Below are 11,981 nucleotides of genomic sequence, written 5' to 3' on the forward strand. Positions count from 1 at the left end.
CGGCAGCACTCGTGACACCTTGCTAAAGGCAGATCCATGCAGACAAACACCGCACTGTTGTCGGTCAACAATATCGAAGTCATCTACAACCATGTGATTCTGGTGCTGAAGGGCGTATCGCTGGAAGTGCCGCCGGGGCGGATTGTTGCCTTGCTGGGGGCCAATGGCGCAGGCAAAAGCACCACGCTCAAGGCCATCTCCACCTTGCTGGCCAGCGAGCGCGGCGATATTACCCAGGGCAGCATCGAATTCAAGGGCGAGCGCATAGACCGCGCCACGCCGGACGCGCTGGTCAAGCGCGGCATTGTGCAAGTGATGGAGGGCCGCCATTGCTTCGGCCACCTGTCGGTCGAGGAAAACCTGCTCACCGGTGCCTTTACCCGCAAGCACAGCCGCGCCGAACAAAAAGCCGCGCTGGAACGCATCTACCATTATTTTCCGCGCCTGAAACAGCGGCGCACCAGCCAGGCCGGCTATACCTCGGGCGGCGAGCAGCAAATGACCGCCATCGGCCGCGCCATGATGGCCCAGCCGGAAATGATCCTGCTGGACGAGCCGTCAATGGGGCTGGCGCCACAAATCGTCGAGGAAATCTTCGAGATTGTGAAGGAGCTTAACCAAAAGGAAAAAGTGAGCTTCCTGCTGGCCGAGCAAAACACCCATGTGGCGCTGCGCTATGCCGATTTCGGTTACATCCTGGAGAACGGCCGGGTGGTGATGGATGGCACGGCAGCGGAGCTGGCCGGCAATGAGGATGTAAAAGAGTTTTATCTGGGCTTGGGCGGCGAAGGACGCAAGAGCTTTCGCGACGTCAAACACTATCGCCGGCGCAAGCGCTGGCTGGCTTAAGGAGGCATGCCATGAACCATTGGCCTTGCGATCCGGCCGCCCTGCTTTGGGCGCGCCTGCCGGCACAATTAAGCTATGCGCGCGAACAAGCGCCCGCCTATAGCGCGCTATTGTCGGGTCTGGCGCTGGACGCCATCCATAGCCGGGCGGCATTGGCCCGTTTGCCGCTGACCCGCAAGTCCGCGCTGATTGCCGCCCAGGCCGCTAAGCCGCCGTTTGGCGGTTACGCCGCCGGCAAGGCGCTGCGCGTATTCGCGTCGCCCGGCCCGATCTACGAGCCTATGGATGCAAACAGCTACCGCATGGATGAGGCACTCGTCGCGGCGGGCTTTGGCGCGGACGACATCGTGCATAACGGCTTCTCCTACCATCTGTCGCCTGGCGGTTTTATTTTTGACAGCGCCTTGCAGGCCTTGGGTTGCACCGTGTTTCCCGGCGGGCCGGGCAATCTGGACATTACGCTGGCCGCGCTGGCGAGCCTGAACGTCAATGCCTATGTCGGCACCCCGAGCTTTTTGCAGCTGATTCTGGACAAGGCGGACGAAACCGCCACGCCCTTGCAGCTTGCCAAGGCGCTGGTCAGCGGTGAGGCGCTTAGCGACAGCCTGCGTGCGCGTTGCCATGCACGTGGCCTCGTGATTCGCCAGTGCTATGCCAGTGCCGAACTGGGGCTGATTGCCTATGAAACCGAAGCTGGCCCCGGCATGCGCGTCGCCGGCGGCATCATCGCAGAAGTTTGCAATGCGCACGGCGAGCCTTTGCCTGACGGCGAAACCGGCGAGTTGGTGATTACCTCGTTTTCCCCCGTTTACCCGCTGATCCGTTTTGCCACCGGCGACTTGTCGGCCTTTGAGCCCGGCAGCCAGCAGCAGCGCATCCGGGGCTGGCTTGGACGCGCCGACGACACCGCCAAGGTGCGCGGCCTGTTTGTCCACCCCGAGCAGATCCAAGCGTTGCTGGCACAGCATGGCGAGATTAGCCGCGCCCGTCTGGTGCTGACGCGCGAACAGGATAAAGACGTGATGACGCTGTATATCAATGCCGCGGCACACAGCGACACCCAGGCCATCGCCGCCACGCTCAAGGCACTGACCCGTTTGTCAGGCCGCGTGCTGTTAAGCGATGCCCTGCCCGACGACGGCCGCCTGATCGAAGAGCGCCGCTAAACACCACACAGGAACTGCCATGAATATCCCCAAGGTCAAGCTGCTGATAGGCGGCGAGCTGGTCGAGTCAGAAACCACACAATGGCGCGCAGTCATCAACCCGGCCACGCAAGCCGTGCTGGCCCATGTGCCTATGGCTACCGCTGATGAAGTCGCGGCGGCAGTGGCCAGTGCCCGGCGTGCATTTAACAGCTGGCGCAAGACGCCCATCGGCGTGCGCGCGCGCATCTTTTTGAAATACCAGCAACTGATACGCGAGCATATGGCCGAATTGGCGGCCCTGTTGACCGCCGAGCAGGGCAAGACGCTGGCCGATGCCGAAGGCGATATCTTCCGCGGACTGGAGGTGGTTGAGCACGCCGCCAATATCGGCACGCTGCAACTGGGCGAATACGCACAGAACGTCGCCGGCGGCGTCGACACCCATACCGTGCTGCAGCCTTTGGGCGTGTGCGCCGGCATCACCCCGTTCAATTTCCCGGCGATGATCCCCTTGTGGATGTTCCCGATGGCGATCGCCTGCGGCAATACCTTCGTGCTCAAGCCCTCCGAACAAGACCCCATGGTCACCATGCGTCTGGTCGAGCTGGCGCTGCAGGCCGGCATTCCGGCCGGGGTGCTTAATGTGGTGCATGGCGGCGAAGAGGTGGTCAATGCCTTGTGCGATCATCCCGACATCAAGGCGGTGTCTTTTGTCGGCTCGACCCGCGTTGGCACCCATGTCTACCACCGCGCAAGTCTCGCCGGCAAGCGCGCGCAGTGCATGCTGGGCGCCAAAAACCATGCAGTCGTTCTGCCTGACGCCAACCGCGAGCAGGCGCTCAACCAGCTGCTCGGTGCCGCATTCGGCGCTGCCGGCCAGCGCTGCATGGCCACGTCGGTTGCGGTATTGGTGGGCGAGACGCAAGACTGGCTACCCGAACTGGTCAGCCGCGCGCAAACGCTGAAAGTCGGCGCCGGCGTCGATAACCCGGATCTGGGCCCCTTGATTTCGCCGGCGGCCAAGGCGCGGGTGGAAGGGCTGATTGCCGAGGGGGTGGAGCAAGGCGCATTGCTGTGTCTGGATGGGCGCGGGGTGCGCGTCGAGGGCTACCCTGATGGCAACTTCGTCGGGCCGACCATTCTGGCCGGGGTCACGTCCGAGATGTCGGTTTACCGTCAGGAGATCTTCGGCCCGGTGCTGGTGGTGATGACGGCTGCCACGCTGGACGAGGCCATTGCGCTGGTGAATGCCAACCCCAACGGTAATGGCGTGGCGCTGTTTACCCAGTCCGGCGCCGCCGCACGCCACTTCCAGGAAAATATCGATATCGGTCAGGTCGGCATTAATGTGCCGATTCCGGTGCCGGTGCCGCTATTCTCCTTTACCGGCTCGCGCGCCAGCAAACTGGGCGATCTTGGCCCTTACGGCAAACAGGTGGTGGCGTTTTACACCCAGACCCAGACCGTCACCTGCCGCTGGTTCGACGATGTTGCCAGTGTCGGCCGGGTCAACACCACGATCTCGCTTAAATAGGAGGCGGCATGGACTTTGCACTGAATGAAGAGCAGGTCGCGCTACAGGATGCGGCCCGCGACTTTGCCCGTCATGCCCTCGCCCCGCACGCGGCCGACTGGGACCGTGACGAGCACTTCCCGCTGGCCACCATCCGTCAGGCTGGCGAGCTGGGCTTTCTTGGCCTCTATACCCCCGAGTCCCATGGCGGGCTGGCGCTGCCGCGACTGGATGCCGCCATCGTGTTCGAGGAGCTGGCCTACGGCTGCACCGCCACTGCCGCCTACCTGACCATACACAATATGGTGACGTGGATGATTGCGAGCTTCGCCCAGCCGGCTGTCGCCGCGCGCTGGGTGCCGCGCATGGTCACGGGCGAGCTGCTTGCCAGCTACTGCCTGACCGAGCCGGGCGCAGGTTCCGATGCCGCTTCGCTTAAAACCCGTGCCGAGCGCTGCGCTGATGGCTGGCGCTTGTCCGGCAGCAAGATGTTCATCTCCGGCGCAGGCGCTACCGAAGTCCTGGTCGTGATGGCCCGAACCGGCGGCGCAGGCGCACGCGGCATCTCGGCTTTTATCGTGCCGGCGGATAGCCCCGGCATCGGCTATGGCAAGAACGAAAAAAAGATGGGCTGGAAAAGCCAGCCCACACGCGCGCTAAGCTTCGACAATGTTTTGGTGCCGCATGAAAATCTGCTGGGTGAAGAAGGCCAGGGTTTTGGCTTTGCCATGAAGGCACTGGATGGCGGGCGCATCAATATCGCCACCACGGCGGTCGGCACCGCGCAGGCGGCGCTGGATGCCGCCCGCACCTATGTCGCTCAGCGCGTGCAGTTCGGCGCGCCCATTGCCAGCTTGCAAAGCGTGCAGTTCCGGCTGGCCGATATGGTGACCACGCTGGTGGCTGCGCGGCAGATGGTGCGTCTGGCGGCCTGTAAGCTGGATAGCGGCTCAACCGATGCGTCGGCCTACTGCGCCATGGCCAAGCGTTTTGCCACCGATAGCAGCTTTACCGTTGCCAACGATGCCCTGCAACTGTTTGGCGGCTACGGCTATCTGAACGACTTCCCGCTGGAGCGCCATGTGCGCGACTTGCGCGTACACCAGATACTGGAAGGCACCAATGAAGTGATGCGCATGATTGTAGCGCGCCGCCTGCTGAGCGACGGCGACAGCCTGCTGTAAGCCGGCCTATACGAATAATCCAAGGGGAACACAGCTGATGCAGCCACACTATGCCGGCCTCGCGCTGGAAAAACACGGTACTACTTTGCTGGTGATGATGGACAATCCGCCGGCCAATACCTGGACGGTAGCAAGTCTGGAAGCGCTTTATCGTCTGGTCTGTGATCTTGAGGCCCAGCGCGAGATTCGCGCACTGGTGCTCAGCGGTGCCGGGGGCAAGTTCTTCTGTGCCGGTGCCGATCTTAAGCAGTTTGCCGATGGCTCGCATGCGGCAGCGACCGATTTGTCGCGCCTGTTCGGCCGCGCGTTCGAGGCGCTGTCGGGCTGGCGCGGCGTCAGCATTGCCGCCATTAATGGCTACGCCATGGGCGGCGGTCTGGAATTGGCGCTCGCCTGCGATATCCGCATGGCGGAAGAAACGGCACAACTGGCACTGCCCGAGGCGGCCGTCGGGCTGTTGCCGTGCGCTGGCGGCACCCAGCTCTTGCCCCATCTGGTTGGCGAAGGCTGGGCCAAACGCATGATTTTGCTGGGCGAGCGCGTGGATGCGGCCACCGCCTTGCGTATCGGTCTGGTTGAAGAGGTCGTGGCCACGGGCAGTGTCACCGAGGCGGCGCTGGCACTGGCGGCCAAGGCGGTGCGCCAGTCGCCTGACGCGGTCGCCGCTAGCAAGCTGCTGATTCAGCGTGCCAGGATGAATCCGCCCGCGCTCAATCTGCCTTTGGAGCGCGAACTATTTGTCGGTCTGTTTGATGGTGCCAACCAGCAAGAAGGCGTCGCCGCCTTCCTGGAAAAACGTACGCCGCACTGGCATTAAAAGGACTCTGCATGGACAGCCCTGTTTTATTCGATAGCTTGACCACGGCCAGCGGCCACCGCATTGCGCTGGCTACGCTGAATGCCGAAAAAGCGCTGAATGCGCTCAGTCATGACATGGTCGGCCTGTTGGCCAGCCAGCTCGCCCGCTGGCAGCGCGACCCTTTGGTCGCCTGTGTCGTGCTGCGCGGCGCCGGCGACAAAGCCTTCTGTGCCGGCGGGGATGTGCGCGCCTTGCGCGAGGCCTTGCTGCAAGAGTCGAGCCACCCCAGCCCGGCGGCGCAAAGCTTCTTTACCGATGAGTATCGGCTGGACTACGCCATCCATACCTACCCCAAGCCGCTTATCGTTTGGGGCAACGGCATCGTCATGGGCGGCGGTTTGGGACTGCTGGCCGGAGCGAGCCACCGGGTTCTTACCGAACGCACCCGCATCGCCATGCCCGAGATCGCGATTGGCCTGTATCCGGATGTGGCCGGCAGCTGGTTTTTACAGCGCATGCCGGCCAGGTTGGGGCTGTTTTTGGGACTGACCGGTGCCGCGATCAATGCCCATGATGCGCTGATCGCCAATCTGGCTGACTGTGTGCTGGATCACGCCAGTTGGCCCAAGCTGCTGGATGCCCTGCATCACGCGCGCTGGGATGGCGGCGATGATTTTGCCACCGTCAGCGCCTTGCTCGATGCGCTGGAAGACGCGTGCCCGCATGCCCTGCCCGACTCGCATATCGCGCCAAGACTGATCGCCATCCACCAGTTGATGAACCGCGGCAGCCTGAGTGCCGTCGCCGACGCCTTGCAACAGGTGCATGGCGGCAGCGACGCCTGGCTTGCCGCTGCGGCCAGCGGCTTTGCCGCCGGTTGCCCGATGTCGGCGGCGGTGACCTGGGAGATTTTCCGCCGCGCCCGCCATCTGTCGCTGGCCGAGGCTTTACGCATGGAGCTGGTGCTGTCGGTCAATTTCTGCGCCCGCCCCGACTTTCGCGAAGGGGTGCGCGCATTGCTGGTCGATAAAGACCGGCAGCCGCAGTGGAGTTGCCGCAGTCTTGCCGATATCGATCCGGCGGCCATAGACGCACATTTCACCTCGCCTTGGGCGCGCGATGCGCACCCCTTGGCCGACCTGCTATAGGACAGCGCAAAATGGAAAAAATCGCTTTTATCGGTCTGGGCAATATGGGCAGCCCCATGGCGGCCAATCTGCTACGCAAGGGCTTTGATCTCACGGTTTTCGACCTGTCGGCCAGCGCCATGGACACGCTGGCGGCACTGGGCGCCAAGAGCGCGGCAAGTGCGCAAGATGCCGTTGCCACTGCGGATATTGTGCTGAGCATGCTGCCAGCGGCACACCATGTAGAGAGCCTGTACCGCAACATACTGCCGCGCCTGAAAGCCGGCACGCTGGCCATAGACTGCAGCACCATCGATGCCGCCACGACACGCCGTCTGGCACAAGACTTAAGCGCGCATGGCGTTGCGCTTTTGGACGCGCCGGTGTCAGGCGGCACCGCCGGCGCGGCGGCAGGCACGCTGACCTTTATGGTTGGCGGCACCGCACATGACCTTGCGCGGGCACAGCCGCTATTGGAGGCCATGGGGCAAGCGGTGTTTCATGCCGGCGAAAGTGGAGCCGGACAAAGCGCCAAAATCTGCAACAACATGCTGTTGGGCATACTGATGGCCGGCACGGCCGAAGCGCTGGCGCTGGGGGTGAAAAACGGGCTGGATCCTGCCGTGCTGTCGCACATTATGAGCAAGAGCTCGGGGCGCAACTGGGCGCTTGAAGTCTATAACCCCTGGCCTGGCGTGATGGCCAACAGCCCGGCCAGTCGCGCTTACAGCGGTGGTTTTATGAGCAGCCTGATGCTCAAGGATCTGGGGCTGGCACGCGATAGCGCCCAAGCCGCCCATGCCAATACGCCACTTGGCGCGCTGGCGTATGCGCTATTTGAAAAACATGTAGCTGACGGCAATGGTGCAAAAGATTTTTCCAGCATCCAGCAACATTATGATTGAAGTAAATACCCGGCGAAATTTATAGCTGCAATGCGGGTGGAAGCTTGCCAGTTGCCCGTCTATGCTAGACAAGTCGACAGGCCATGCAACTTTATGCCGCCTGTGCGCCGATATTGTCATTGAGGATACCCGGGTCTATCCAGCAAGCCGGGTATTTACCTAGTCCAGGAGATGTTCACTATGGCTCGCCAGATTACTAATCAAATTTGTATGGTTCGTCCGGTTTCCTTCTATTTCAACCAGGAAACGGCAGCTAATGATTTTTACCAGCACAATCTGGGGGAAAAACGCGACATCGTCCAAGCCAAGGCGCTGATCGAATTCGATAATATGGTGGCCCTGCTGCAAAGCAAGGGCATTACCGTACATGTACTGCAGGATGATAATCAGGTCTGTGATACACCTGACAGCATTTTCCCCAATAACTGGTTTGTTTCGCTGGAGGGCGGCCGTCTGGTGCTATGCCCGATGTTTGCCCACGACCGCCGCACCGAACGACTGAAGTTCCTGGGTGCATTGGTTGAATCCATTGGCCAAAGCAAGCTGGAAGTTGTGAATTACACCCAACATGAGCAAAACGATGTTTTCCTCGAGGGCACCGGTGCCATGGTGCTGGATCGCGCCAATAAAAAAGCCTACTGCTGCCTGTCCATGCGCGCCGATGAGGCGCTGTTCAACACCTTCTGTGCTGAAAACGGCTTCAAGCCGGTTGCCTTTCACGCCTATCAGACCTATCAGAACCGCCGCGCCGCGATCTATCACACCAATGTGATGATGGCACTGGGCGAGAAATTCTGCGTCATCTGCCTGTCGTCGATTGATGATGCGGCCGAGCGTGCACGCGTGGTGCAGGAGCTGGAAGAAAGCGGCAAGGAAATCGTCGATGTCACGGAAGAGCAGCTCAACCATTTCGCCGGCAATGAAATCGAACTGGAAGGCACCGGCGGCAAGCGTTATACGGTGATGACCAAGGCGACCTACGACTGCCTGACTCCGGAGCAGCGTGCCGTGATCGAGAAAAGCAGCGAAATCATTGCGCCTGATGTGAAAACCATTGAAACCTACGGTGGCGGCTCGGTGCGCTGCATGATTTCCGAGCTCTTTATCTGAACGGATAGCGGCTTCGTGTTGTAACAAACGGCCGGGCGCTACGTACACTTGCGTAGCGTCCGGCCGTTGAACGTTTAGAAACGCTCACCCATCATCAGATAGCGCCACTGGCCCTCTTCCAGAGGCCCCAGGGCAATGCGGCCGATACGCTGGCGCTTGACCATCTGAATTTTAAGACCAGCCTCGTCCAGCAGGCGGTGAACCAGATACTCGCGATTTTCGCGCAAGACCAGACGCAGCTGCCGCCCCCCCTGGCGACTGGCCTTGAATGGCAGCAAAGGGCCGTCATCCAGCTCGCGTATGGCATTCAGACGCGCGAGTGCCGCTTCATCCAGCCCACCCTCTACCCATACCAAGTACTCTTGCTCGTAATCGCGTGCGTCCCGTGTCAAGCGGCTCGCCAGCGCATCATCCTGCGTCAGCACCATCAAGCCGCTGCTGTCGGCATCCAGCCAGCCCGCTTCTTGCAAATGGGTACTACAACGGGAAAGCCAGGCCCAGCCGCTGCGGTCCTTGTCGCAGCGTGTGGCCGCTTGCAATAAGGGCAAAGGATTGGCGATGCCGGCGGGCTTATTCAGCAGCAGGGTGATACGGGAAGGCGGCGGCTGAATCTTGCTGCGCTCCAGCGTGATGGTCTGGCTGGCGTTAACGCGGCTACCCAAAGCTTGTACCGTTTCACCATCCACGCGGACAAACCCCATTTCTATGCACTCATCGGCTTCGCGGCGCGAGGCGACCAGACCCAGTTCGGTCAGGCGGCGACTCAGGCGGATATTTTCTGACATAACAACTCCCGGCGGATAAGCCCGCCTCGACTTTATAATGATTAAATTATATATTGTTAGATTGTTTCTAATACTTTGTTTACAAGTAAATCGCGACCATGCCAACAGAACGCTTTAAAGACTTCAACGCCAAACTAGATGAAGCGCAAATGCACTACGCCATCAATCTGGGGGACGCGCTTGTCTGTCTTGAGCATCTGCTGGCGCGTGCCGATGCAGCAGATGCGCCGCGTCTTTTACAGGCGTTGCAATTGCGCGGCCAGATACGGACGACGCAAGGCCACTTCATGGCGGCCATGGAAGACCTGGTGCGTGCCCAGCAGTTAGCCGTTCAGGCTGCCGATAACCAGGCCGAAGCGCGGCTATTGTGTCTGATCGGTAATATCTACATTCTGCAGGGCTTGTATCCGGATGCAATGGGCATTTTGCTGGATGCGGTTCATACCCTGGAAAGCACGGGGGCCAGCCCGTGGCTGGCACGCTCACTCAACAGCTTGGGGTTTACCTATCATTTTCTTGGCCAGCACGGTAAAGCGGTGACTTATCTGGAGCGCAGCATACAGCTTGCCCGGGAAACAGGCGATGTAATGATAGAAAGTCTGGCCTTGGACAGCTTGGCCAATACCAAACTGGCGCTGGGGCAAGGGAGTGAGGCCCTCGTTTATATCCGGCGCAGCATTTTACTGCTACGCAGCTTAGGGCATGAAGAATATCTGGCGGAATACCTGGTTACCCTCGCCAAGGCCGAGGATGGCGTGGGAGAAGACGGCAGCGCCAGTCTAAACGAGGCACTGGCGCTGGCAAGACGCCTGCAGCTACCGCGGCACGAAGCCCAGACGCTCTACTATATGGGGCTGCGTCAAGTCAGATTCGAGTCAGCGCATATGGCTGAAGCGTTGCTGAGCAATGCATTAGATCTTGCTGGCAAGACCGGTGACAGCCGTCTGGTTTATCTTGCCCATCAGCAGTTGTCCATGCTGTTACAGCAACAGGAACGCTATCGCGAGGCGCTGCTGCACTATCAGGGCTTCCATGAAAAAAAGGAAGCTTTGCTGGGCGAAGCGGCAGAACGCCGCCTGCAATACCTGGAAATCCGTCACCGCATTCATGCTGCAGAAGATGCCAAGCATGCCGCGCTCAAGCGTAATGAAACGCTGGAAGAAGAAGTCAGGCAGCGTACCGCGCTACAAAGAAAAGCCGAAAAGCTGGCACGCATCGACCCCTTGACCGGTTTGTACAATCGGCGCCATTTCCGCCATTGCGCGGAGCAGTTGCTGCAGGACGCCTTGCAAAAAGGGCTGCCGCTTAGCCTGGTTATGTTTGATGCAGACCATTTCAAGCAGATAAACGACACTTGGGGGCATGCGGTTGGGGATCAGGCCTTGCAGGCGATCAGCCTGAACTTGCTGGACAGCACCCGACGTGAAGATCTTTTCGGGCGCTATGGCGGTGAAGAATTCATTATGCTGATGCCGAACACGACCACCCGCCAGGCGCTGGAAGCCGCGCGCCGCATGCTGTTCAAGGTCGAGCGCCAGGGTTTATCCTTGGGCGAGGCAACGATCCCGCTCACGCTAAGCGCAGGCATCGCCGGAAGCCTCCATGGTCAGATCTCCAGTTTGGACCAACTCATTCAGAGCGCAGATCAGGCGCTTTATCGGGCAAAAAACAAGGGCCGCAATCAGGCCGTGCTGGCTGAAGACTAAATTTGCCCCCGCTTTTTTGCGGCATGCGACTCAGAGCTGATTCTTGAGCAGGCTGGTTGCCAGCTGACTGAAGCCATCCCACATAATCTGCACCCCCAGGCACAGCAAGATAAATGCCGTCAGGCGCATAAAGACCAACTCGCCGGTTTCGCCCAGATAACGCAACAGCTTCTCGCCATGGCGGTAACACAAAAACACCATCAGGCTGACCAGCGCCACACCAACCAGGCTGGCCGCGGGTGCCAGCGTATATTTGAGCAGGCCATGACCGGACTGGGTCATGGAGGCGCCCAGTGTAATGGCGACAGAAACCGAGCCGGGGCCGACGGTCAGGGGAAACGCCAGCGGATAAAAAGCGTGCTTTTTAAGCTCTTCCTTACTGATATGCTCGCCGCCTTGCATGCTAGCCGGGCTGGCATCGGCGGGCGTATCGTTCAGCAAACGCCAGGCAGAAAAGGTAATCAGCAGGCCGCCACTCAACTGCACCACCGGCAGTGACACCCCGAAAAACCCGAGCACGAAGCTGCCGGTATACATACTGCCCAGTAGCAGCACAAAGCTGCTGATCGCGATGCGCCGAGCCAGATAATGGCGCTGCGCCACCGTATTTCGCGAAGTTTGGGCCAGAAAAATCGGCACCATGCCCGGCGGGTTCATGATGGGCAGCAAGGCGGCCATGACAAAAAATACTTTGCTGGTAAAAAACATCAAAGTGGCAAGCATCGCTAATTCTTTCGCGAAATATTATCGCCGATCTTAGCATTTTATGCCGGTCAAGAGGATGCCATCATCGTGTTGATGACCCACTCTTTCCATGGCGCGCCGGTCAAATAGCTGCGCTAGTCCGTTATCCGT

At 60.2% G+C, this 11,981-nt stretch carries 11 protein-coding genes; 9 read left to right on the forward strand and 2 right to left on the reverse strand.

The window, feature by feature from the left end; genetic code table 11:
• The first annotated feature begins 36 nt into the window (after positions 1 to 36).
• From M3P88_RS07605 to ctlX, 8 genes are all read left to right on the forward strand, one after another.
• A complete protein-coding gene (locus tag M3P88_RS07605) occupies positions 37 to 849 on the forward strand; it encodes an ABC transporter ATP-binding protein (RefSeq protein ID WP_249615444.1) in 813 nt (270 codons plus the stop codon).
• Positions 850 to 860: 11 nt separating this feature from the next.
• Positions 861 to 2,015, forward strand: a complete 1,155-nt coding sequence (locus M3P88_RS07610; protein WP_249615445.1) for a phenylacetate--CoA ligase family protein — start codon at positions 861 to 863, stop codon at positions 2,013 to 2,015.
• 19 nt (positions 2,016 to 2,034) lie between these two features.
• Positions 2,035 to 3,531: a CoA-acylating methylmalonate-semialdehyde dehydrogenase gene (locus M3P88_RS07615; RefSeq protein WP_249615446.1), complete on the forward strand. Its 1,497-nt coding sequence runs from the start codon at positions 2,035 to 2,037 to the stop codon at positions 3,529 to 3,531.
• Positions 3,532 to 3,539: 8 nt separating this feature from the next.
• Positions 3,540 to 4,694 carry an acyl-CoA dehydrogenase family protein gene (locus tag M3P88_RS07620; protein ID WP_249615447.1) on the forward strand — a complete coding sequence of 385 codons (1,155 nt, stop codon included), beginning with the start codon at positions 3,540 to 3,542 and terminating at the stop codon, positions 4,692 to 4,694.
• A 37-nt stretch (positions 4,695 to 4,731) separates the two neighbouring features.
• Positions 4,732 to 5,511, forward strand: coding sequence for an enoyl-CoA hydratase (locus M3P88_RS07625; RefSeq protein WP_249615448.1), 780 nt, complete (start codon positions 4,732 to 4,734; stop codon positions 5,509 to 5,511).
• Positions 5,512 to 5,522: 11 nt separating this feature from the next.
• Complete coding sequence (locus M3P88_RS07630) at positions 5,523 to 6,641, forward strand: enoyl-CoA hydratase/isomerase family protein (protein ID WP_249615449.1); 1,119 nt, start codon at positions 5,523 to 5,525, stop codon at positions 6,639 to 6,641.
• An 11-nt stretch (positions 6,642 to 6,652) separates the two neighbouring features.
• Positions 6,653 to 7,525 (forward strand): 3-hydroxyisobutyrate dehydrogenase, encoded by an 873-nt coding sequence (gene mmsB / locus M3P88_RS07635; protein WP_249615450.1) that lies wholly within the window; start codon positions 6,653 to 6,655, stop codon positions 7,523 to 7,525.
• A 210-nt stretch (positions 7,526 to 7,735) separates the two neighbouring features.
• Positions 7,736 to 8,635, forward strand: a complete 900-nt coding sequence (ctlX, locus tag M3P88_RS07640) for a citrulline utilization hydrolase CtlX (RefSeq protein WP_249615451.1) — start codon at positions 7,736 to 7,738, stop codon at positions 8,633 to 8,635.
• A gap of 74 nt (positions 8,636 to 8,709) precedes the next feature.
• Here the strand turns inward: ctlX and M3P88_RS07645 are convergent, their stop codons facing one another.
• A complete protein-coding gene (locus M3P88_RS07645; protein ID WP_249615452.1) occupies positions 8,710 to 9,420 on the reverse strand; it encodes a pseudouridine synthase in 711 nt (236 codons plus the stop codon).
• 98 nt (positions 9,421 to 9,518) lie between these two features.
• On the opposite strand from M3P88_RS07645, the gene M3P88_RS07650 reads away from it, so the two are divergent.
• The gene (locus M3P88_RS07650; RefSeq protein WP_249615453.1) at positions 9,519 to 11,126 is read left to right on the forward strand and encodes a tetratricopeptide repeat-containing diguanylate cyclase; all 1,608 of its coding nucleotides are present in this window, start codon (positions 9,519 to 9,521) and stop codon (positions 11,124 to 11,126) included.
• A gap of 30 nt (positions 11,127 to 11,156) precedes the next feature.
• On the opposite strand, the gene M3P88_RS07655 is transcribed toward M3P88_RS07650, so the two are convergent.
• Entirely contained in the window at positions 11,157 to 11,849 is a 693-nt protein-coding gene (locus tag M3P88_RS07655; protein ID WP_249615454.1) for a MarC family protein, read from the reverse strand.
• Between the last annotated feature and the right edge of the window lie 132 nt (positions 11,850 to 11,981).

Origin of the sequence: Craterilacuibacter sp. RT1T, from assembly GCF_023502145.1 — a bacterium.
Classification (GTDB): domain Bacteria; phylum Pseudomonadota; class Gammaproteobacteria; order Burkholderiales; family Chromobacteriaceae; genus Craterilacuibacter.

What these genes read in the sequence shown, in the direction of transcription:
- M3P88_RS07605 (WP_249615444.1), top strand. Translation starts at nt 37, where the DNA reads ATGCAGACAAACACCGCACTGTTGTCGGTCAACAATATCGAAGTCATC.
- M3P88_RS07610 (WP_249615445.1), top strand. Translation starts at nt 861, where the DNA reads ATGAACCATTGGCCTTGCGATCCGGCCGCCCTGCTTTGGGCGCGCCTG.
- M3P88_RS07615 (WP_249615446.1), top strand. Translation starts at nt 2,035, where the DNA reads ATGAATATCCCCAAGGTCAAGCTGCTGATAGGCGGCGAGCTGGTCGAG.
- M3P88_RS07620 (WP_249615447.1), top strand. Translation starts at nt 3,540, where the DNA reads ATGGACTTTGCACTGAATGAAGAGCAGGTCGCGCTACAGGATGCGGCC.
- M3P88_RS07625 (WP_249615448.1), top strand. Translation starts at nt 4,732, where the DNA reads ATGCAGCCACACTATGCCGGCCTCGCGCTGGAAAAACACGGTACTACT.
- M3P88_RS07630 (WP_249615449.1), top strand. Translation starts at nt 5,523, where the DNA reads ATGGACAGCCCTGTTTTATTCGATAGCTTGACCACGGCCAGCGGCCAC.
- mmsB (WP_249615450.1), top strand. Translation starts at nt 6,653, where the DNA reads ATGGAAAAAATCGCTTTTATCGGTCTGGGCAATATGGGCAGCCCCATG.
- ctlX (WP_249615451.1), top strand. Translation starts at nt 7,736, where the DNA reads ATGGTTCGTCCGGTTTCCTTCTATTTCAACCAGGAAACGGCAGCTAAT.
- M3P88_RS07645 (WP_249615452.1), bottom strand. Translation starts at nt 9,420, where the DNA reads ATGTCAGAAAATATCCGCCTGAGTCGCCGCCTGACCGAACTGGGTCTG.
- M3P88_RS07650 (WP_249615453.1), top strand. Translation starts at nt 9,519, where the DNA reads ATGCCAACAGAACGCTTTAAAGACTTCAACGCCAAACTAGATGAAGCG.
- M3P88_RS07655 (WP_249615454.1), bottom strand. Translation starts at nt 11,849, where the DNA reads ATGCTTGCCACTTTGATGTTTTTTACCAGCAAAGTATTTTTTGTCATG.